The 26,351-nt window shown below is 39.8% G+C and carries 1 protein-coding gene (cut by both window edges); it reads right to left on the bottom strand.

Every position in this 26,351-nt window falls within one protein-coding gene, locus J2772_RS12065, for a non-ribosomal peptide synthase/polyketide synthase (RefSeq protein ID WP_209916961.1), read on the bottom strand. The gene is 44,205 nt long; 5,441 of those nucleotides lie to the left of the window and 12,413 to its right, leaving coding positions 12,414-38,764 in view, spanning codon 4,138 (partial) through codon 12,922 (partial); reading right to left, the first codon wholly in view occupies positions 26,348-26,350. The start codon and the stop codon both lie outside this window.

The following is a 26,351-nucleotide window of genomic DNA, read 5'->3' as shown; positions in this document are numbered from 1 at the left end:
TTTCTGCCGGATAAGAGGTATCCATTGGTACATAACCCGCCCCTGCCTTCAGTACTGCCAAAATTCCGATCAGCATATTCTCTGAACGTTCCAGACATAAAGGTACTAAATCATCCGGCTGAATGTCATAGACTTTAATAAGATAATTTGCCAAACGGTTTGAACGTTCATTCAATTCATGGTATGACAGCTTTATATCTTCGTATACTAAGGCAATATTATTCGGGGTTTTCAGTACCTGGTCTTCAAACAGGCTGTGAATTGTCTTATCTGACGGATAGGCCAATTGAGTATCATTCCACGCAAACATTTGTTGCCATTGGTTTTCTGAAATGTAAGAAAGTTCATCGGAAGTCATTTCTTGGTTATCCAGAATCTGATTCAGAATAATTTCCATTCCATCCATCAACTGCTTCATGGTTTTGTTATCAAAAAGGGCTCCTTCATAGTTCAGTTTCAGCAGAACGCTTTCTCCTTGTTCTGAAGCCATTATTCCTAAAGGATAATCCAGTTTTTCTACTGAATCCTTGAATACAAAGCCAAGTTCATTGCTTCCCTCTCCTTTTGGAACAGGATAGTTTTCATACACAAACAAGCTGCTGAAAATACGGCGTCCATCATGGTGAAGATCTGCAAGATTGATATCGCTATGGGTATTCAGATCACTGATCCTGTTCTGGATCTCCATGATACGATCTATAACACGACCGTCTTCATGATTAACAATTAAAGGTAAGGTATTGATATACAATCCGGCTGAGGATTCTATACCATCAACAGGTAAGCTTCTTCCTGAAACAGTTGTTCCTACTACCGTTGTCTGCAATCCGCTATACAGTTTTAGCTGACTATGCCATAAGTATTGCAGCACTGCATTCACCGTTAATCCATGAGCCTTCGTAAAGTCTTTCAGATTGTGATACCTGTCTCCACTTATCAACATGGTTACCTTCTGATGATCTTTGATGTGGCGGTAAGTTCCTAAGTCTATCTGTCTCTGGTCTTCTTTTACAAGGCTTTTCAGGTCTTCCTGATCTTCAAGAAGATTCATATACTGATCCCAGAAACTACGGCCAGTCTTTTTGTTGACCTGTAAATATTTCTGACTCGCTGCATACGCATGGTCTATTGACAGAACATATTCTTCATTATTAAGCTGGCTCAGATACGCCTCATGAACACTATTCATCATAATAGGCATACTCCAACCATCCAATATAGCATGGTGATTACTGAACAGACAGCTGTAATATTCCTCATTTCGTTTGAAAAGATAGACTCTGAATAGATTTCCTTTGGTAAGGTCATATCCTTCAAAACGATCGTTATGAGTGATTTCTTTAATCAATTTTTCCTGAGCTTCTTCAGGCAGGGTGCTGATATCCTGATATCTCCAATCTAATTTTCCTTCTTTGTCTATGACCTGTACAATTTCTCCGTTCCAATCAAATCTGACTCTCAGGGATGGATATTGTGCCTGGGTTAGCTTCCAGGAATTTTTTAGTTTCTCTGCATTTATTTTTGCACGATAATCCCACATCAGCTGTACTCTGTAGGCATCGTCTGTTTCTCCCTGGTTCAGGGCATGATAAATGAATCCTTCCTGTAAGCTGTTGGCCAGATACACGCCTTCTATTTCTCCTTTTCCCTGAATATCTGAAAGCTGAGCTTTTTCCACCACGTGATCTACATCTGATGCAGTAAGGTAGCTTCTGTTTTCTTCTGAAAGATTCTTAATAATGGATTCCAGATTCTGTTTGAAACTTTCGGATAAGAATGTAATCTTTTCAGCTGAAAGGTATCCTGAAATTCCGAAGCGAAGCTGTCCGTCAACTACTGCACCATTGATGCTTACAAAATGACTGTCACGGTTGGAAGCACCAACTCCAGCTCCACTATCTTCGGCTGCAATGAACCATGTTTTCTCACCGGATACATCCTCCTGGTCAAGCTGACCCAAGTAGTTGAAACTGATCTTCGGTAATTCACGGTTTGTATAGCCTACCAGACTACCGTAGCCGATTCCATTATTCGGGATGCTTCTTAAGGATTCTTTGGTCAGGATAACCGTGTCTTTCGATGATTTTCCTGTTTCCAGCTGTACCGGATACATGGTGGTAAACCAACCCATCGTTTCGGTGATGTCTAACTGACTGAATACTTCTTCACGGCCGTGACCTTCCAACAAAATAGCATGACGCTCATCCCCGGTAACATTCGTAAGAGCCTGTGATAAAGCTGACAGCAACAAATCATTGATCTGGGTATGATATACGTGATGTACACCGCGAATCAGAGTTCCCGTGGATTCTCTATCCAGCTGAAGATGACCATGATGGTATTCATCCGTAATCAGTTTAGATAATGTTGAATTGCTTTCTTCAACTGTATCAGCAATATGATTCCAATAGGTGGTTTCCTGATCTCTGGATTCCGGGGTTTCTTTTTTATAGTTTCTGATGGCTTCTACCCACTGACGGTAGCTGCTTCCTTTCTGAATCTGATAGTTTTCTCCTTTTTCAAGGGTCTGATAAATATTTTTCAGGTCTTCGGTAAGGATTCTCCAGCTTACAGCATCGATAATAAGGTGGTGGAATGCAAAGAATACTCTTGCGCCTCCATCCTGATAGCCATTGATATACCCAATCTGATACAATGATCCGTTTTCAATATCAAAATGAGACTGCCAGTCTGTGAATATGTCAGCCAATTCTTCCGGTTTCAGATCAGAAGCATCAAGATAATTGATCTCAGGCGCATTTTTTCCTGATTTATATTCTTGAGAATGGCCTGTATATCCCAGCCTGAATGCATCATGTTTTGTTAACAAATGTTCTATAGCCTGTTCAAATAAGTCTTTATCAAGCTCCGGAACATTGATCATAAATGCCTGATTCCAGTGATTGAAGTCTACAAGATACCCTGATTCTTTTTGCTTAAAGAACCATTCCTGTACCGGCAGAAGCGGAACTTCTCCTGTAAGGATTCCCTGCTCGGTAAGAATATTGGTTTCACTTCCATGTTCTTTATCTTCTATGAGTAGGGATAATGAGGCTACAGTCCGGGCAGTAAAGACTTCTTTAACACTTAATCTCACTTCTAACTGCTGACGGATCTTCCCTACCAGCTGAATACTGATAATACTGTCCCCACCCAATCTGAAGAAATCATTATGAATACTGATCGTATCAGGATCAAGCCCAAGAACATCACCATAGATCTGACACAGCTTAGACTGAAGTTCCGTTTCAGGGGCAATATAGTCTGTATTTCCTGTAAATTCAGGTTCAGGCAATGCTCTTCTGTCCAGTTTCCCATTAATGGTAAGCGGAAGCTCAGCCAAATGAACAAAGGCACCTGGTACCATGTATTCCGGTAAGGATTCTGATACATATTCAGAAAGCAGGTTTGCATCAATCGCTGAATCAGACACATAATAAGCAGCCAGGTATTTTACACCTGATTTATTTTCTCTTGCCAGAACTGCTGTCTGACGAATACCTTCAAATTGAAGCAGGGTATTTTCAATCTCACCTAATTCAATTCTATGACCACGGATCTTCACCTGGAAGTCATTTCTTCCTCTGTATTCCATCTCTCCGTTCGGCAGCCAGCGAACTAAGTCCCCGGTTCTGTATAAACGCCCATTTTCATCTCTTTCTTTCTGTTCTGATGTCTGGAATGGGTTTACCATAAAACGCTCTTCAGTAAGCTCAGGTCTGTTCAGATAACCTCTGGCAATACCTGCTCCACCAATAAACAATTCTCCTACAGCTCCTACAGGAACAGGGCGATATTGAGCATCAAGAATGTATAAGGTTGTATTGGCAATTGCCCCACCAATGTTCAATGGGTTTTTATCTTCTTTATAATCATGAAGGCTGACACATACAGTTCCTTCCGTTGGCCCATATTCATTGACGAGGGTAATGTTTTCAATATTTTTATCCAATGCCGGGAAGCTTTCTCCTCCTGCGAAGATCAGCTTTAAGCCTGTTCCATTCTCCACAATTTCTCTCAGCAAGACTGGTGGAATAAAGGAAACTTCGATGGCATTGGTTTTAATATAATCATTAAGCTCATTCACTGAGGTTCTAAGCTCATTGCTGTATAACCATAGGGTATTTCCATTGCACAATACAGGGAACGCTTCATAGACAAAGGCATCAAATACATAATTGGAATAGCATCCTACTTCCTGATATTCTTCAAGACGGTGTGCCTTAATCATTGATATGATGAGGTTTATCACTCCTTTATGCTCGATCATTACTCCTTTAGGAAGTCCCGTTGTTCCACTGGTATAGATCACGTAAGCCAGATTCCCTGAGTGAACTTCTGTAACAGGGTTGTTAGTTACTTCTGTTTCAAGTTTTGCTTTAAGGGTAACTTCATCAAGTGAAATGACTTCTATATTCTGTAATTTCTCTATTGTACTTTCCTGTGCAATGACGAATTTCGCCTGAGTATCCTCTAAAATATGTCCTATTCTGTCTGCAGGATATGATGGATCCATTGGTACATAAGCGGCTCCTGCCTTTAATATGGCAAGGATCGCAATCAGCATATTTTCGGATCTTTCAAGGCATACCGGTACCAGATCATCAGGCTGAAGCTGGTATTGACGGATCAAATGATTTGCTAAACAGTTTGCTCTCTCATTAAGTTCACGATATGAAAGTTTAACATCATTGTATACCAAGGCTATGGTATCAGGATTTTTTTCAGCCTGATATTCAAATACCTTATGAATGGTCTTTTCTGACGGATAGTCTTCCTGTGTGCCATTCCAATCTGCTATGATCTGCTGAGTTTCCTCTTCTGATATCAGCGAAAGTTTACGGATGGGTGTATGATCCGGATTGTTTTCTATGATCTGATCTAAAAGAAGCTGATAAGAGCCCGCCATTCGGGTAATGGTTTCTTCTTTAAACAAAGCTTTCGCATAATTGAACATGATGCGGATGTTTTCTCCGTCATCGTCAATCATTGTAGTTAAATCAAATTTGGCGGCCTTATAATCAACTTCTCCGGCAAAAGGATGGAATAATGCTTCTTCTTTATCCGCTTTAACGTTTCCATCAATACTTTGAAGTCCAAACATTATCTGGAAAACCGGGTGTCTTGAAGTATCTTGCTCCACTCCCAATTCATCCACCAGTTTTTCGAATGGAAGATCCTGATGAGACTGAGCCTCATTGACTGATTTTGATACCTGAAGAATGAAATCACGGATATTCTGTGCAGGATCTACCTTTTCTCTTAAAGCCAATGTATTGACAAAGAAGCCGATGATATCCTCAAGACCTGCGTGGTGACGATTAGCAATCGGGCTTCCCACCACAATATCATCCTGACCGGAATAGGCAGACAGCATCAGGTAATAGCCTCCCAGCATGACACTGTAAAGACTTACGCCCAGCCTTTTGGAAAGGGCTCTGAGCTTTTGTCCCTGTTCTGCATTCAGGCTGAAATACAGGTTTTCTCCTTCGTAGGAAATTTGAGGTGGTCTTTTGAAGTCTGAAGGCAATTCCAGGTTCTGGAAGTCATCCAGCTTATTTTTCCAATAGCTGATCTGATTCTCAAGACGTTCTCCTGAAAGATAATCACGCTGCCATAATGCGAAGTCTTTGTATTGAACTTTTACAGGTGAAAGTTCCTGTTCTTTTCCTTCAACAAGTGCATAATAAACAGAGGCTACTTCTTTTAAGAAAACATCTATAGACCAGCCGTCAAAGGCAATGTGATGAATAACAACAGACAGATAAACCTGTCCTGCCAGTCTGAAAATACTGATCTCTACAGGAATTTCCTCATCCAGTCTGAAGACTTTATTCACACATTTGTTGATAGCGTTTTCCAATTCCGCCTCATTTTCTACTTCTATAATTTTAATTTCAGGAATGAGGTCTGTAACTGCTTGATATCCTATTCCGTTCTCAGTAGTATGAATCATTGAACGAAGTATATCATGTCGCATTATAACCTTTCTCAAAGATTCCTCAAAAAGATTCAGCTGAATACTGTCATCTAATCTTGTAATAACAGGAATGTTATAGGCATTGCTTCCGCCTTCATAAGATTCTATAAACCAAAGTCTTTCCTGAGCAAAGGATAACCTTTGTTCTTCAGGGGAATTAATCTTGACAGGAACAATGTTTATTTGTTTTTCATTATTTTCCTGAGCTAAAGCATTTGAAAGAGAGGTAATTGTTTTATGGTTAAATACGATTCCTACATTTACCTGTATCCCCAGATCCTGCTTAATTTTGCCAATCAGCTTGATCGCCATAATACTGTTCCCTCCCAATCTGAAGAAATCATCATGAACACTGATCGTTTCAGGACTGATTCCCAATACTTCCCCATAGATTTCCACCAGCTGTCTTTCAAGCTCTGTTTCCGGTGTCGTGTAATTTTTACTTCCGGTAAACTCCGCTTCGGGTAACGCTTTTTTATCCAGCTTACCATTAATTGTCAGTGGTAAAGAGGTCAAATGAACGAATACTCCCGGAACCATATATTCAGGTAATGATTCTGAAAGGTATTCTGACAGCAAAACTGAATCTATTTCAGTATCAGATACATAGTACCCTGCAAGATATTTTACATCTGCTTTATTTTCTTTGCCTAAAACAGCTACCTGGCTGATTCCCGGATAGCCCAACAATTTGTTTTCAATTTCGCCCAACTCAATTCTGTAACCACGGATCTTCACCTGGAAGTCATTTCTTCCGATATATTCCAGCTCACCATTGGATAGCTGGCGTACTAAGTCTCCGGTTTTGTATAAACGTCCGTTTTCCTCTTTTACTTTCTGATCTTCAGTCTGGAAAGCATTGGTGATAAAACGTTCTTCTGTAAGGTCAGGTCTGCTCAGATAGCCTCTTGCAATTCCTGCTCCTCCTATGTACAGCTCTCCTACGGCTCCTACAGGAACAATGCGGTGATATTTATCCAGTACATAAACAGTCATATTTCCAATCGCCCCGCCGATATTCACCGGATTTTCATCTTCATTATAATGATGTAAAGTAGCACATACCGTAGTTTCTGTTGGCCCGTAGGCATTGATCAGATCTACTCCGTGCTCTTTATACGCTGCCATAACCTGCGGATTGGTAACATCTCCGGCTACTACAAGCTTCTCTAATGGTAAGATATATTCCCTTATCAATAATACCGGAGGAATGGTTGCAATGCTAATGTTATTCTCTTCGATATAGTCTTTTAAGGAAAACAGATCGGTTTGAAGTTCTTTTTCCAAAATGTAGATACTATGTCCGTGGGTAATGGATGGGTACAATTCCCAAACATGGGCATCAAATACATAATTCGCATACCACAAACAGTTCTTTTGAACTCCATTTCCGGTTAATCCGAATTCTTTAGCTTCCTGATGGATAAGGTTGACTACATTCCTGTGTTCAATCATTACTCCTTTAGGCAGCCCGGTCGTTCCACTGGTAAAAATGACGTAAGCTAAATTGCTTGATTTAGTTTTAGTAACAGGATTCTTAGCATCAGAAGTTTCAAGCATTGCTTTAAAGGTAACCTCATCTAAAGAGATCACATCTGCTGTTACATTTTTCAGCTTTTCTGCTGTACTTTCCTGACTTAAGATTAACCTTGCTCCGGTATTATTAAGTATATGTTCTATTCTGTCTGCCGGATAGGAAGGATCCATCGGAACATAGGCTGCTCCGGATTTTAATACGGCTAAAATCGCAATCAGCATATTTTCGGAACGATCTAAACATAATGGTACCAGATCGTCTGGCTGAAGATCATAAGTAGCAATCAGATAGTTCGCTAAACGGTTTGATCTTTCGTTCAGTTCCTGATAAGAAAACTTAACGTCTTTGTATACCAAGGCTGTACGTTCCGGGGTTCTTTCAACCTGATTTTCAAATAGCTCCTGGATTGTTTTTTCAGATGGATATACATTCTCTGTTGCATTCCAGATCTGCATTAATTTGAATTGCTCATTTGATACATAAGAAAGCTGACCTGATGTAATGTTCCAGTTTTCCAGCATTTGAGCCAGAATACTCATCATTCCTTCTGTCAAATTCTCCATTGTCTTTTGTTCAAAGAGCGCTCCTTCGTAATTGATCTTCATAATTACGCTGTCACCGTGTTCAAACGCCATGATTCCTAATGGGTAATCCAGTTTTTCTACTCCGCCTTTGAAGACAAATCCTACTTCATTGCTATCTTCTCCTGCTTCAGGCACCGGATAGTTTTCATATACGAATAAGCTGCTGAAAATACGGCTTGAATCCTGGTTAAGCTCAGCAAGGCTTATATCACTATGTGTATTCAACTCACTGGATCTGCGCTGAATATCTGAGATAATATCTGTCACCAGACCATCGGTATGCTGTACAATCAATGGGAGGGTATTGATGAATAACCCTGCAGAAGATTCTATTTCGTCTACAGGCAGGCTTCGCCCGGATACGGTAGTTCCTACAACAGTAGTTTCCACTCCGCTGTATATCCTCAACTGATTATGCCATAGATACTGGAGAACAGCATTCACGGTGAATCCGTTTTCAGTTGTAAATCTCTTCAGCTGCTGATACTGTTCATCTGTTATCATCATCGTCACAAGGCTATGCTCTTTGATCTGACGATAAGTTCCCAGGTCGATATGCTTTTGAGAATCCTTAATCAGTCCGGACAGGTCTTCCCGATCTTCAAGGGTTGACATATAATCTTTCCAGAAGCTACGGCTGGTCTCTTTATGCTGTTGAAGGTATTTTTGGGTATTGACATATGCCTGATCGGTTATCCATTCCGATTTCTGATCTTTCATCAGGCTCAGGTAAATATCATGGATTCTTTTCAGGATTATAGGCATACTCCACCCATCCAGCACTGCGTGATGATTGCTAAACAGACAGGTATAGTGTTTCTCTGAACGCTTGAACAGGTATATTCTGAACAATCCGCTTTTTGATAAATCATAGACTTCAAAGCGGTCTTTTTGAGTAGTTTCCTTAATCAGTTCATCCTGTTCTTCTTCATTCATTCCGGTTATATCCTGATAGCGCCAATCCAGAAGACTTTCTTTATCAATAACCTGTACAATTTCTTCACTCCAGTCAAATCTGAGTCTCAATGCAGGAAACTGCTGCTGAGTATGGGACCATGCTTCTTTAAGCTTAGCGGTATTGATCTCAGCAAGATAATCCCAGGTTAGCTGTATACGATAAGCATCGTCTTTATCTCCCTGACTTAATGCATGGTATACAAATCCTTCCTGAAGACTGTTGGCAAGATATACGCCTTCAATCTCACCGGATTCCTGAATATTGAAAAGCTGTTTAGCGCTTATGATATGGTCTACATCTGACGGAGTAAGGAAGCTTCTGGTGTTTTTAGACAGTTCATCAATAATATTAACAATCTGATCTTTAAAACTTTGAGTAAATTGTGTTACCTGTTCCTGGGTCAAATGAGCTGAAATTCTAAAACGAAGTTCTCCATCTACAACAGCCCCATTGATTCCGATAAGGTAGCTTCCACGGTTAGATTCTCCAATGGAAACCCCATTATCTTCAGCAGCAATAAACCATGTTTTTTCTCCTGAGTTTTCTTCCTGATCAAGTTGTCCCAGATAGTTGAAACTCACTTTTGGAAGTTCCTGATCCGTATAGCCTACCAAGCTTCCATAACCAATACCATTGTTTGGAATGTTTCTCAGTGCTTCTTTGGTCAGAATTACGGTATCACTCACCTCTTTTCCAGTTTCCAATAATAATGGATACATGGAAGTAAACCAACCTACTGTTTCTGTAATATCCAGGTTACCAAATACTTCTTCACGCCCGTGGCTTTCTAATAAGATGGCATTATGACTATCTCCTGTGAGATCTCCAAGTGCTGTTGCTAATGCAGACAGTAAAAGATCGTTGATCTGAGTTTGATAGACATGATGGCTTCCTCTTATCAGTTTTTCAGTATACTCTTTATCCAGCGCAAGAATATCATGATTTTGCTCGTGAACAGAAATCGCTTCCAATGTATTATTGGTTTGGTTAACCGTTTTTGTAATTCTGTTCCAATACGATAATTCCTGATCTCTTGCTTCTGAATTTTCAGATTTATAGCCTTTTATGGCTTCTGCCCACTGACGGTAGCTGCTTCCTTTTTGTATTTTATAGTTCTCTCCTTTTTCAAGAGACTGATAAATATTTTTTAGATCTTCAGTGATGATTCTCCAGCTTACCACATCTATAATCAGGTGATGGAAAGCAAAGAAAATTCTTGCTGTGTGGTCTTCATATCCTGTAATATAGCCTATATGATATAACGGACCTTTTTCTATATCAAATTGCTTTTGCCATGTTGTCAATATTTCGGATAACTCATCCGGATGTATTGATGAAACGTCAAGATAACTGATCTCAGCTGTAGCTTTATCGTCTCCATATTGCTGGCTGTAAGTTCCGTTTTCTTTTGGATAGAACATTCTGAATACATCATGTTTTTCAATCAACAAATTGATGCTTTGCTCAAAAATTTCTTTATCCAATTCCGGAACATTCAATAAGAACGACTGATTCCAATGGTTAAAATCCGGAAGATACCCTGATTCTATTTGGCTGAAGAACCATTCCTGAATTGGTAAAAGCGAAACGTTTCCGGTAAGAATTCCCTGTTCAGCAAGCAGTTCAATCTGTGTTGCAGATTTTTTTTCTTCGATAAGTTTTGCCAATATTGCCGGAGTTCTTGATGAAAAGACTTCTTTTACATTGACTCTTATATCCATGCGTTGCTTTATTCTTCCCACCAGCTGAATACTGATGATACTATCTCCTCCTAATCTGAAGAAATCATCGTGAGTACTGATCGTCCCGGCATTGATTCCTAACACTTCACCATAGACTGCAACAAGCTGTTTTTCAAGTTCTGTTTGTGGTGCTGTATAGCTTTTACTTCCTTTAAATTCAGGTTCAGGCAATGCTTTCTTATCTAATTTACCATTGATCGTCAACGGTAAAGAGGTTAAGTGAACAAATACTCCGGGAACCATGTATTCTGGTAATGATTCTGACAGATATTCTGATAGTAAAGATGAATCTATTTCAGTTTCAGAAACATAGTAGCCGGCAAGGTATTTTAAGCCTGCATTATTTTCTTTGGCTAAAACCGCTGACTGACTGATTCCAGGATAACCCAGCAATTGATTTTCAATCTCTCCCAGCTCAATTCTATAGCCACGGATTTTCACCTGGAAGTCATTTCTTCCGATGTATTCTAATTCTCCATTGGATAACCAGCGTACTAAGTCTCCGGTTTTGTATAAACGTCCGTTTTCTCCTTTTGCTTTCTGATCTTCAGTCTGGAAAGGATTGGCGATAAAACGCTCTTCTGTAAGATCCGGCCTGTTCAGATAACCTCTGGCTATTCCCGCTCCTCCTATGTACAACTCTCCTACAGCTCCTACAGGAACAATACGGTGATGATTATCCAATACGTAGGTCGTCATATTTCCAATCGGACCTCCGATATTGACAGGATTTTCATCTTCATTATAGTGATGTAAAGTGGCACATACCGTAGTTTCTGTTGGCCCGTAAGCGTTGATCAAGTCTACTCCATGTTCTTTATACATCGCCATTACCTGTGAGTTGGTAACGTCTCCGGCAACCACAAGCTTTTCTAATGGTAAAAGATATTCTCTGGTTAATAACACCGGTGGAATCGTTGCAATGCGGATGCTATTCTCTTCTATATAATCTTTTAAAGCAGACAGGTCGGTTTGAAGTTCTTTTTCTAAAATATAGATTGTCTGTCCATGGGTAATGGATGGATATAATTCCCAAACATGGGCATCAAATACATAATTTGCATACCATAGACTGTTCTTTTGAACTCCGGTTTCAAGCAATCCGAATTCCTTAGCTTCCTGGTGGATCAGGTTGGATACGTTTCTGTGCTCAACCATTACTCCTTTAGGAAGCCCAGTCGTTCCACTGGTAAAAATGACGTAAGCTAAATTGCTTGATTTAGTTTTAGTAACAGGATTCTTAGCATCAGAAGTTTCAAGTGTTGCTTTAAAGGTTACTTCATCTAAAGAGATAACATCTGACGTCACTTTTTTCAACTTTTCAACCGTACTTTCCTGACCTAAAATCAATCTTGCTCCGGTATCTTTTAGAATATGTTCTATTCTATCTGTTGGATAAGAAGGATCCATAGGAACATAGGCTGCTCCGGATTTTAATACCGCTAAAATCGCAATCAGCATGTTTTCAGAACGATCTAAGCATAATGGTACTAATTCGTCAGGCTGAAGATCGTACTTAGCAATTAAATAGTTTGCTAAGCGGTTGGATCTTTCGTTCAGTTCCTGATAGGATAGCTTAACATCTTTATATACCAAAGCTGTATGTCCAGGAGTTATTTTAACCTGATTTTCAAATAATTCCTGAATTGTTTTTGCTGATGGATACACTTTCTCTGTTGCATTCCATTCTTCAGAAATCTTTTTATTTTCTTCTGCAGAGATCAAGTTTAATGTACTCAGCTTGATCCTTTCAAGGTTGATCTCATCAACACCGAAAACCTGATTAAGAAGATATAGATAAGTGTTGATCATATTACTGATCGTTTCTCTTGAGAAGAGGGTTTTGGCATAATTGAAGAAGCCTTTTATCGTTTCTTCTCCATCATCAATCATCGCCGTAAGATCAAATTTGGCCACCTGATACTCTGTCTGTCCTTCAAAAGGATGGAATAATACTTCTTTGTTATCCGCATTTCCGCCAAAGCTCTGCAATCCAAACATCACCTGGAAAACAGGATGGCGGGACATATCTTTTTCTACTCCCAGCTCTTCTACCAACTTTTCAAAAGGAAGATCCTGGTGAGACTGTGCTTCTGTAACGGATGCTGATACCTGAAGAATAAAATCTTTAAGGTTCTGCTCCGGATCTATTTTTTCTCTTAAAGCAAAGGTATTGACAAAGAATCCGATAATATCTTCGAGTCCTTCATGATGACGGTTGGCAATAGGGCTTCCTACCAGAATATCATCCTGACCGGAATAGGCTGACAACATCAGGTAATATCCGCTCAGCATCACGCTGTACAGACTTATTCCCAGTTTTTTAGAAGTATTTCTAAGACCCGCGGCTACTTTCTGGTCAATGATGAAATCAACAGTGTCTCCTTCATAAGAAACCTGAGCAGGCCTTTTATAATCTGTTGGAAGATTCAGAGTCTGGAAGTCATCCAGTTTTCTTTTCCAATATCCAACCTGATTGTCAAGACGTTCTCCTGAAAGATAGTTTCTCTGCCATAATGCAAAGTCTTTGTACTGAATCTTTAATTCCGGAAGTTCATAATCCTGATTATTAACCAAAGCATCATAAACTGTTTGCAGCTCTCTCAACAATATATCGGTTGACCATCCGTCAAATGCAATATGGTGAATGACAACAGTCATATAATGATCGCTTTCTAATCTGAAAAGATTGATGGCTATAGGATATTCTTCATCCAGACGGAAGATCTTGCCTGAAGCATTGTTTACAGCCTCATTCAGTTCTTCTTTTGTATAGACGTGACGGGTTTGGATTTCAGGAGCTTTGTCCCTTACAATCTGGTAGCCTTTTCCTTCGTCTGTAGAACGGATAATGCTTCGTAATACTTCATGACGCATTACGATGGTTTCAAGGGCTTTGCATAGTTTCGGAATATTGACTTTTGCATCAAGACGAACAGCCATAGGAATATTGTATGCATTGCTTCCGCCTTCATAGTTTTCAATAAACCAAAGTCTTTCCTGAGCGAATGAAAGTCGTTGTTCTTCCGGAGAAGAGACTTTTACAGGAGCAATAACTTCCTGTTCATTGATAGTTTCACTGGCTAAAGCCTCAGAAAGGGAAGCTACTGTTTTATGTGCAAACACTACTGTTACACTTACCCTTATATCCAAAACTCTTTTAATATTGCTAATCAGCTTGATGGCCATGATACTGTTCCCTCCTAATCTGAAGAAATCATCATGAATACCAATATCTGAAGCATTTAAACCAAGAACATCACCGTAGATCTGACATAATTTTTCCTGCAGTTCATTTTCAGGAGCCATATATGTTTTTTCTCCTGTAAAATCCGGTTCCGGAAGCGCTCTTCTGGCCAGCTTACCATTGATTGTTACCGGAAGTGATGTTAAATGCACAAAGGCAGCTGGAATCATGTATTCAGGTAAAGCTTCAGACAGGAATGTTGTAAGCAGATCCGGTTCTATAGCTGTTTCTGAAACATAATATCCAGCCAAGTATTTCATTCCGGCATTATTGTCCTTGGCCAATACTACGGATTGTTTTACACCCAGATATTGCTGTAGTCTGCTTTCTATTTCACCAAGCTCTATTCTGTATCCACGGATCTTCACCTGGAAGTCATTTCTTCCAATGTATTCCAGTTCTCCGTTGGCATGATAGCGTACTAAATCTCCTGTTTTGTAGAGGATTCCATTTTTCCCTTTTTCTTTTTGTGTTAAGGTCTGGAATGGGTTGATGATGAAACGTTCTGCCGTAAGTTCGGGTTTGTTCAGATACCCTCTGGTAATTCCTTCTCCACCAATATAAAGCTCACCGATAGCTCCTACAGGAACCGGGTGAAGATGATTATTCAACACATATACTGTGGTATTGTTAAGTGGTCGTCCAATATTGGTATTTTTTCCTTCCGGATTAACAATGGATGTGATGGTAACTTCTGTAGGCCCATATGAATTGACCAGCCTGAAGTTTCTTCCGCTTACTTTTTTAAACAGGTCTGCAGGCATCGCTTCTCCTCCGGAAATCAATGTACGCAGGTTTTTAACCTGAGTAAAGTCTATGCTTTGTAATACCGTTGGCGTAAGGTGTATATAAGAAACATTATGCTGATTAAGGGTTTGTATAAATGTTTCTTCGTTGAGTATCTTTTGATTTTTAATAAATAATAAACTGTTTCCTTTCAATATCGCAAGCAACATCTGCTGGATGGATGCATCAAATATATAGTTGGCAAACTGAAGAATTACTTCCTCATTTCCTAACTGATAGCGGGAGAACAAATCCTCAATCAGGTTGATAACCCCTTTGTGCTCTACCATTACTCCTTTTGGAAGCCCTGTAGTTCCACTGGTGTAGATAACATAAGCAAGGTTGTTTGATTTAGTCTGGGTGACAGGATTTTCAGCTCCTGACTGTTCAAGTTTATCAAGTATTTTTTTGCTATCGAGCAGAATTACTTCCGCCATTCGGGACATTTGCTGTTTTTCTTCTACTTCTTCCTGAGTAAGAATAATTTTTGCCCCGGTATCCTGCATGATATGTTCAATTCTGTCAATCGGATAGGTTGGATCCATCGGAACATAGGCTGCACCAGCTTTTAAAACAGCCAGAATCGCGATCAGCATATGCTCTGAACGTTCAAGACATAACGGAACCAGATCATCAGGCTTAAGACTGTAATTTTCAATAAGATAATGAGCCAGGTGGTTCGCTCTTTGATTCAGTTTCTGGTAGGAAAGTTTTATATCCTGAAATATCAAAGCCGTGCTATCCGGAGTTTTTTCTACCTGTTCTTCAAACATTTTATGAATGGTATATTCCTCAGGATAAGCTATTTCTGTCGCATTCCAATCTATTGTTATCTTCTGATGTTGCTCTGAGGTAAGATAGAACAGGTCTTCGGATTTAATATTGGAAGTTTTAAGAAGCTGTTCAAGAACTGTTCCCATTCCCTGAAGCAGCTGCTCCATCATTTCATTTTCAAATAAGAAACTGTCATATTTGATCTTTAACAGTACTTCATCTTCATTTTCGTAGGCAACAATTCCTAATGGATAGTCCAGACGTTCTACAGATTCTTTTAATACAAATCCTAATGTTCCCAGCTCATTATCTTCCTCTCCGTTAGGTACCGGATAGTTTTCATACACGAATAAACTGCTGAAAATTCTGCGTCCATCATGCTGAAGGCTTGCCAGGTTGACACTGCTGTGGGTATTCAATTCACTGATTCTGCGTTGAATTTCGGCAATGATATCTACTGCTTTGCCATCTTCATGGTTCACAATCAATGGCAGCGTATTAATATAAAGTCCCACTGAGGATTCTATTCCATCTACCGGAATACTTCGTCCGGATACGGTAGTTCCTACAACAGTGGTTACACTATTGCTATATAAGCTAAGCTGTTTATGCCATAAGAACTGAAGTACAGCATTGACTGTCAGCCCGTTGTCAGATGTGAATTTTTTCAGTTTCTGATACTGCTCCCCTACAATCAGCATTTTTACCGCCTGATGGTCTACAATATGTTTATATTCAGCAAGATCAATATGTTTCTGAGATTCTTTAACCAAACAATTCAGGTTTTCCTGATCTTCCAGAAGCCCCATATAGCTTTTCCAGAAGCTTCCGTTTCTATTTTTATTTTCCTGAAGGAATTTCTGGGCTTCGGCATAGGCTGTATCCGGAGCCGGAGACAGAGCATTTCCTTTGAGTAATGCAAGGTATGCTTCATGAATCATCGTAAGGAATACAGGCATACTCCAGCCATCAAGAATAGCATGGTGATTGCTGAACAAACAGGTATAACGTTTGTCTGAACGTTTGAACAGATAGACTCTGAACAGATTTCCTTTAGACAGATCATATACCTCAAAACGGTCTTTTTGAGTAGTTTCTGCAATTAAGGATTCCTGATCTTCATCGGTCATATTCTGAATATCCTGATAACGCCAGTCCAGTATTCCTTGTTTATCAATAACCTGTACAATTTCTTCGCTCCATTCAAATCTAAGTCTCAGTGTCGGAAGCTGTTCCTGGGTATATGACCATGCTTTTTTAAGCATTTCAGGATTGATTTCAGCAAGATAATCCCATACGATCTGTACTCTGTAGGCATCATCTTTATCTCCCTGACTTAAGGCATGATACACGAATCCTTCATGTAAACTGTTGGCAAGATAAACGCCTTCAACTTCTCCTGATTCCTGGATTTGCATCAATTGTTCTTTTCCAACAATATTTCCTGTATCTGACGGGGTAAGCCAGTTTCTTTTTTCGGTTGTTAATTCATCAACCGTTTGTTGAATGTATTCTTTAAGTCTTTCTGCCAGAAGATCAACCTGATCCTGTGAAAGATATCCCGAGATTCCGAAGCGAAGCTGTCCGTCTGCAATGGCTCCGTTTACCGTAATGATATCGTTATCACGGTTTTTGTCTCCCATAGATTTTCCACTGTCTTCTCCGGCGATATACCAGGTTTTCTCTCCTGTACTCTCTTCCTGATCAAGCTGTCCGAGATAGTTGAAGCTAATCTTTGGAAGTTCTCTTTCTGTGTAACCAACAAGGCTTCCATACCCAATTCCGTTGTTTGGAATGCTTCTCAGAGATTCTTTGGTCAGAATCACAGTATCTCTCACATCATTTCCTGACGTTAGAAGAAGCGGATACATAGAGGTAAACCAACCCACGGTTTCTGTGATATCCATATTTCCTAATACATCTTCACGCCCGTGCCCTTCAAGCAGAACGGCATGAGCTGGTGCTCCTGTAAGGTCTGAAAGTGCAGAAGCCAGTGCAGATAAGAGTAAATCATTGATCTGAGTATGATATACATGATGTACTTCTCTAATCAGCTTTTCTGTATATCCTGCATTCAGAATAAGGTTGGAAGAATGATATTCAGGAGAGGATAATGTTGTCAGAATACTATTGCTCTCTGCAACTGTATCTGTAATGGTACTCCAATACGAATGTTCTGTTTCTCTGGATTCCGGATCTTCAAGCTTATATGCTTTTATGGCATCAATCCATTGGCGATAGCTGCTTCCTTTTACAGGAACCTCAACGGTATTTCCTTTTTCAAGGGTTTGATAAATATTTTTTAAGTCTTCGGTAATGATTCTCCAGCTTACAGCATCTATGATAAGGTGATGAAGTCCGAAGAAAATCCTTGCGCTTCCATCTTCATATCCTGCTATATATCCAATCTGGAATAACGGCCCCTGTTCTATATCAAACTGTGCCTGCCATTCCGTAAGGATACCTGAAAGCGCTTCTGGCTGTACTCCTGAAACGTCCAGATATTTCAATTCCGGCAATGCATTGATTCCGTATTGCTGGGTATATTTTCCGTTTTCTTTCGGATAGTGAATTCTGAAGGCATCATGTTTGTCGATAAGCAGTTTTATACTCTGCTCCAGCAATCCTTTGTCAAGTTCAGGAACTTTAATCAAAAAGGATTGGTTCCAGTGATTGAGGTCGCCTATATAACCTTCTTCTGCCAGTTGGAAGAACCATTCCTGGATCGGAAGGAATGATAGAGGACCTGTCAGCTGTCCCTGTTCTGTCAGAATACGGGTTTGCTCTTCTTTTGCTTTGGTTTCGATCAGTTCGGAAATATTTCTAACTGATTTTGAAGCAAATACATCTTTAACACTGATCCTTATATCTAAACGCTGTCTTATTCTGCTGACCAGCTGAATACTGATAATACTGTCTCCTCCTAATCTGAAGAAATCATCCTGAATACCAATTCCTGAAGCATCCAGCCCAAGGACTTCGCTATAGATCTGACATAATTTCTCCTGCAATTCAGTCTGTGGAGCGGTATATTCTTTTCCGCCTGTAAATTCAGGTTCAGGAAGTTGTCTTCTGTCCAGCTTTCCATTGATGGTCAGTGGTAATGAAGTTAAATGAACAAAGGCAGCCGGCACCATGTATTCCGGTAGAACTTCGGATAAAAATGCTGTGATTTTCTCTACTTCCAAAGCAGCATCGGAAACATAATAACCTACCAGGTATTTCATTCCTGCTTTATTTTCTTTGGCAAGAACTACGGTTTGTCTTACTTCCGGATATTCCAGCAATCTGTTTTCTATTTCTCCCAGCTCAATTCTGTAGCCACGGATTTTCACTTGGAAATCATTTCTTCCGATGTATTCCAGTTCTCCATCGGGCAGATAGCGTACTAAGTCTCCTGTTTTGTAGAGAATTCCGTTTTTCCCGCTTTCTTTTTGTTCTAAAGTTTGGAAGGGATTCTGTATAAATCGTTCAGCCGTCAGCTCAGGTCTGTTCAGATATCCTCTGGCAATTCCTGCTCCGCCCACATACAATTCTCCAACAGCCCCAACAGGAACGGCACGAAGATGGGCATCAAGGATATACATCGCCTGGTCAGGGATATTTTCTCCAATCAGAGAAGCCTTGTTCAGGTCTTCTACGCTTAATTTTTTATAGGTAACATGGACGGTCGTCTCCGTAATTCCATACATGTTAATTAAATCAGGTTTAGAACGGTAGCGTTCATACCACGGTTTCAAAGAGGCAAGATTTAAAGCTTCACCTCCGAATATCACGTAACGCAATTCAGTTAATTGTTCTTCACGCTGAAGAGCTGTTTCAATAAACTGATAAAAAGCAGTCGGAGTCTGGTTCAATACGGTAAGTCCTTCTTTCAAGCACAAGCTGAAGAATAAATTAGTATCCTTCGTCTGTTCTGAAGACGGTACCAAAAGTTTTCCTCCGTACAGCAATACACCCCAGATCTCCCATACGCTGAAGTCAAATACATAGGAATGGAATAAGCTCCATACATCCTGATCATTAAACTGATACCAATGATCTGTTGCACTGAAAAGACGCACTACATTTCTGTGTTCCTGCATTACTCCTTTAGGCATTCCGGTTGTCCCACTGGTATAGATCACATAAGCCATGTGGTGTGGTTCTACCTGAGTTACCGGATTGGAAATACTACTGTTTTCAAGAGTTTCCGCCATCTCCGGACTGTTCAATATAAGCATGTCTGTTTTTTCACCACAGGCTTCTTTAACGCTTAGCGCAGAACTATGATGTGCCAATACTATTTTTGCGCCTGTATCATCAAGAATATGCTTAATTCTTTCCACCGGATATGAAGTATCCATCGGAACATAGGCTGCTCCGGCTTTTAAAACGGCAAGAATGGCCACCAGCATATCTTCGGAACGCTCCAAGCATAATGGAACTAAATCATCCGGCTGAAGATCATAATTTTTAATCAGATAGTTAGCCAAACGATTGGAACGTTCATTAAGTTCTTTATAGGATAATCTTACATCCTGATACACTACAGCGATATGATCCGGAGTTTTTTCAGCCTGTGCTTCAAATAACCCATGAATGGTATTCTGATCTGAATAATATGTTTCAGAAGCCCATAACTTTGATATGGATTGCTGTTGTTCCTGAGAAATAAGAGTTAAGTGTGCTAATGTAAGGTCTTGTTTTCCTTTGGTATCTGCTATCTGTTCAAGCATAAACAGATAAGAATTCATCATGTTATTTACCGTTTCTCTGGAGAACACCGATTGAGCATAGTTGAACATCCCATGAATGTTCTTGTCACTATCGTCAATCATCGTAGTAATATCGAATTTAGCTACTTCATAATCCACCTTTCCGGCAAACGGATGAAAGATTGACTGATTATCGGAAAGATTTTCTCCAAAACTTTGAAGACCAAACATCACCTGGAATACCGGATGGCGGGAAGTATCTTTTTCTACGCCAAGTTCCTCCACAAGTTTTTCAAACGGAAGATCCTGATGAGACTGAGCTTCTATTACTGAGCCGGCTATCTGCTTGATAAAATCTTTAATATTTTGTTCCTGATCAATCGTTTCTCTTAAAGCTAAAGTATTGACAAAGAATCCGATGATGTCTTCCAATCCCGGATGATGACGGTTCGCAATAGGGCTTCCTACGACAATATCATCCTGCCCTGAATAGGCGGAAAGCATCAGGTAATATCCTCCTAAAAGGATGCTGAATAAGCTTACTCCAAGATCTTTTGACAGCTCTCTCAGTTTTTGACTTTGCTCTTCATTGATACGGAAATAAATGCTGTCTCCGTCATAAGACATTTGAGCGGGTCTCTTGAAATCTGATGGCAGATCAAGATTCTGGAACCCGCCAAGTTTATTTTTCCAATAATTAACCTGGGTATTGAGGCGTTCCCCTGTAAGGTAATTTCTCTGCCATAAAGCAAAGTCTTTATACTGCACTTTTAGGGCCGGAAGATCATGGGCTCTTTCTTTTTTGATGGCCTCATATATATGAATGACTTCTTTCAGGAACACCCCTGCTGACCATCCGTCAAATGCAATATGGTGAATAACAACAGACAGATAGTACTCATTTTCAAGCTTGAAAATATGGATATTTATAGGCAGTTCTTGTTCCAGATTGAAAATTTTATTGGCAATATGGCTTGCTTTTTCTTCCAGCTCAGCCATCGTTTTCACTTCCTGCTGATGGATTACCGGGATATCATCTACCACGGATTGCCAGCCTAAGCCATCATCTGTCATACGGATAACGGAGCGAAGGATTTCATGACGCATTACAACAGCATCCAAAGCTTTACATAATATCTGCAGATCTGTTTTTTCATCGAGACGGAAAACCATCGGGATGTTATAAGCGCTGCTTCCGCCTTCATAATTTTCGATGAACCAAAGTCTTTCCTGAGCAAAGGATAATCTCTGCTCTTCCGGAGAATCTACAGTGACAGGAGTAATGACGATCTGCTCTGCCACATTATTCCCATCTGCGAATACATGAGAAAGTGAAGCAATGGTTTTATGGCTAAAAACCGTTGCTACATCAATCTGTATTCCCAAGACCTGTTTGATCTTACTGATCAGTTTGATGGCCATGATACTGTTTCCTCCTAATCTGAAGAAATCTTCATGTATACTGATCGTTTCAGACGAAATGCCTAAAACTTCGCCATAGACTTCAGATAGTTTTTTCTGAAGATCAGTTTCAGGGGCTGTATATTCTTTCCTTCCTGTAAATTCCGGTTCCGGTAAAGCTCTTCTGTCCAATTTACCATTGATCGTCAGAGGTAAAGATTTCAGATGAACAAATACTGCCGGGATCATATATTCCGGTAAGGATTCTGATAAATGGTCTGAAAGGAAGTCTGAATCTATTGCTGTATCAGACACGTAATATCCTGCAAGATATTTCAGCCCTGCCTGGTTTTCCTTAGCTAAAACTATAGTTTGTTTAATTTCAGGATATTCTTGCAGCTTGTTTTCAATCTCTCCTAACTCAATTCTGTGTCCTCTTATTTTAACCTGGAAGTCATTTCTTCCCATGTATTCCAACTTACCATCAGCCAGCCAGCGTACCAAATCTCCGGTTTTGTACAGACGATCATTTTCAGCTCTTTCTTTTTGCTCTTGAGTCTGGAAAGGGTTTGTGATGAAAAGTTCTTCTGTAAGCTCCGGCCTGTTCAGATATCCTCTGGCAATTCCGGCACCGCTGATATACAGCTCTCCTATCGCTCCTTCCGGAACGAGACGAAGATGTTGATCCAGCACATAAACACTCATGTTATCTATTGGACCACCAATGTTTAATGGATTATGATCTTCTTTGTAATAGTGCAGGGTAGAACATACGGTTCCTTCTGTTGGGCCGTACTCGTTAACCAGGATAATATCATCAATATTCTGATCTAAAGCCGGGAAGTTTTCACCCCCTGCGAAAATCAGTTCCAAGCTTGTTCCATTCTCCACAATTTCTCTTAACAAAACTGGTGGAATAAAGGAAACTTCTATTTTATTTTCATTGATATAATCGTTAAGCTCTCCTACTGAGGTTCTGAGATCATTGCTGTACAGCCATAGAGTATTTCCATTACAAAGTACAGGGAATGCTTCATAAACAAAGGCATCAAAAACATAATTTGAATAGCAACCTACTTCTTTATATTCTTCAAGCCGGTGAGCTTTTATCATTGATCCAATGAGGTTTATTACTCCTCGATGTTCGATCATTACCCCTTTTGGTAATCCTGTTGTTCCGCTGGTATAAATGACATAGGCCAGATGAGTAGATTTTGTATGGGTTACAGGATTATTAGAATCAGCTGTTTCAAGTAAAGCTTTAAAACGAACCTCGTCCAATACAATTACATTTGAATGTTCTGCTTTATCCGCTGTATTTTCTTCTGCCAATACAATTTTTGCTCCTGTATCTTTTAGAATATGATGGATTCTGTCTGCAGGATAGGAAGGATCCATCGGTACATAAGCAGCCCCAGCCTTTAATACCGCCAGAATGGTAATCAGCATATTTTCTGAACGCTCAAGACATAATGGAACAAGATCATCCGGCTGAAGATCATAGGCTTCAATAAGATGGTTGGCCAAACGGTTAGCTTTTTCGTTCAGTTCTCTGTAAGACAACTTAACATCCTGATATACCAATGCTGTCTGATTCGGTGTTTTTTCAACCTGATGCTCAAACAGCTCATGAATGGTCATTTTTGATGGATACTCTTTGCGGGTAGCATTCCTGTTTTCTGTGATCTTTTTATAATCTTCCTGTGGAACAAAATCTAATTTGGAAAGCGTTGTTTTTTCATATTCATCAGTTTCTGCAATCTGATGAAGCAAAAACAGATAAGAATTGATCATATTTTGAACCGTTGCTCTTGAAAATATCGCTTTTGCATAATTGAACATTCCATGGATATTTTCTCCATTGTCATCAATCATCGTAGTCAGATCAAACTTCGCTACCTGATAACCTAATTCTCCATCAAACGGATAAAATATAGCCTCTTCATTCTGAATAAGTGCTGTTTCATTCTGTAATCCAAACATCACCTGGAAAACCGGATGTCTTGAAGTATCCTGCTCGATTCCCAGCTCATCTACCAGTTTCTCAAACGGAAGATCCTGATGAGACTGTGCTTCTGTAACGGATTTTGAGATCTGAAGAATAAAGTCTTTAATGCTTTGTTTAGGATCAATCTTTTCTCTTAAAGCAAGTGTATTGACAAAGAACCCTATGATATCTTCCAGGCCGGCATGATGACGGTTCGCAATGGGGCTGCCCACTACAATATCATCTTGTCCTGAATAGGCAGATAACATCAGATAATAACCTCCCAGCATGACACTGTACAGACTCACTCCAAGATCTTTGGATAGATTTCTAAGTTTTTCGCCCTGCTTTGTGGTCAGGTTGAAATATAAGTTTTCTCCTTCATACGATATTTGTGAAGGTCTTCGGAAGTCTGTTGGAAGATCAAGGTTCTGGAAGTCTTCAAGCTGGTTTTTCCAATAGCTGATCTGCTGCTCCACACGGTCTCCTGTAAGGTAATTTCTTTGCCATAAAGCGAAGTCCTTATACTGGATTTTTAAAGCTGAAAGCTCTGAATTCTCACCTTTAACCAGATTGTTGTAAATGACCTGTACTTCATTTAGGAATATATCGGTAGACCATCCGTCAAAAGCAATATGGTGAATAACAATGGATATATAATTCTGATTTTCAAACGTAAAGAATTCTATATGTACCGGAATCTCTTCATCAAGCTTGAATACTTTATTGGCGCATTGATTGATATGCTGATCAAGTTCTTCTCTGGTATGTACTTCTGTTATTTTAATTTCAGGAAGTAAGTCTGTAACCACCTGATATCCCACTCCGTCTTCTGTAGTTCTGATGACAGAGCGAAGTACTTCATGACGTTTTACAACTGTTTTTAAAGCTGTACATAAAGCCTCAATGTCTGTTTTTTCATCCAAGACAGCGGCCATCGGGATGTTGTAGGCATTGCTTCCTTTTTCATAAGCCTCTATAAACCAAAGCCTTTCCTGAGCAAAGGATAATCTCTGTTCTTCCGGAGTATTTACTTTAACAGGTTTTATGCTTACCTGCTCTGTAGGATTGTTGTCATCCATCAGGGCTTTTTCCAGGGCAGCAACTGTTTTATTGTTGAATATCTTAGCAACATTTACCTGTAATTCTATGTTTTGTTTGATCTTACTGATAAGTTTGATCGCCATAATACTGTTTCCTCCTAATCTGAAGAAATCATCGTGAATGCTGATATTTTCAGCATGTAACCCCAGCACTTGTCCATAGATTTCTACAAGCTTTTTCTGAAGGTCATTTTCAGGAGCAGTGTATTCTTTATTTACGATAAATTCAGGTTCAGGAAGCTGTTTTCTGTCAAGTTTACCATTGATTGTCAGTGGTAATGCTGTCAGATGCACAAATGCAGCAGGTATCATGTACTCAGGAAGTGTTTCTGATATAAATTCTGAAATCAGACGAGTATCTATTCCTGCATCAGCAACATAGTACCCGACAAGATATTTCAGTCCGGCATTGTTTTCTTTCACAAGAACTGTTCCCTGACGGATTCCCGGATACTGAAGCAATCTGTTTTCGATTTCTCCCAATTCTATACGGAATCCTCTTATTTTTACCTGGAAGTCGTTCCTTCCGATATAATCAATATTTCCGTCCGGAAGCCAACGTACAAGGTCTCCTGTTTTATAAATTCTGTGGTTTTCTCCTTTATTTTTCTGTTCTTCTGTCTGGAAAGGGTTGTTGATAAAGCGTTCTTCGGTAAGTTCCGGCCTGTTCAGATACCCACGGGCAACCCCAATCCCTCCAATGTAAAGCTCTCCTACAGCACCTACAGGAACGGGACGGTAAAACTGGTCCAGAACATATACGCTTGTATTATTAAGTGGGCGACCAATGCAGTTGATATCACGATTGGTATTCACAAGAGACGTAATGGTAACTTCTGTAGGCCCATAAGAGTTAACAAACAGGAAGTTTCCATTTTTCAATTTGTTATATAGATCCGTCGGTAAAGCTTCTCCACCGGAATCTAATGTCCGTACACTTTCTACCGTTGTAACATCTATATTTTGCAATACGGAAGGGGTAAAAGGCAGATAGGTTACTTTATAATCCGTTAATTTTCTGATATATTCCTCTTCGTTCAGCATTTCCTGGTTGTCTATGAACAGCAATTGGCAACCATTCAATAAGCCTAAGAAAATCTGTTCTACTGAAGCATCAAATACATAGTTGGCAAACTGAAGAATAATTTCGGATTCATTCAGATTGTAACGGACATAAAGGTCACTAACAAGGTTTAACACTCCTGTATGCTCTATCATTACTCCTTTAGGCATCCCTGTTGTTCCACTGGTATAGATCACATAAGCCAGATCGTCTGCCTTAGTTTGGGTAACCGGATTATTAAAACTAATTTTTTCAAGCTTTTCTGTCAGTTTCTTATCATCTAATAACAGAATTTCTGCTTTTTCCAAATGAATTTCATTGAATTTTGCTTCAACACTATTTTGGGTGATGACTATTTTTGCCTGTGTATCCTGAAGAATATGCTCCATTCTATCGGTTGGATAGGTTGGATCCATCGGAACGTAAGCTGCTCCTGATTTTAATACGGCTAAAATGGCAATCAGCATATTTTCTGAACGTTCCAGGCATAGA

Origin of the sequence: Chryseobacterium jejuense (assembly GCF_017877355.1) — a bacterium.
In the GTDB taxonomy this organism is placed as follows: domain Bacteria; phylum Bacteroidota; class Bacteroidia; order Flavobacteriales; family Weeksellaceae; genus Chryseobacterium; species Chryseobacterium jejuense_A.
The sequence above is the reverse complement of the archived record's forward strand: the minus strand, read 5'-3'. Positions and strand labels throughout refer to the sequence as shown.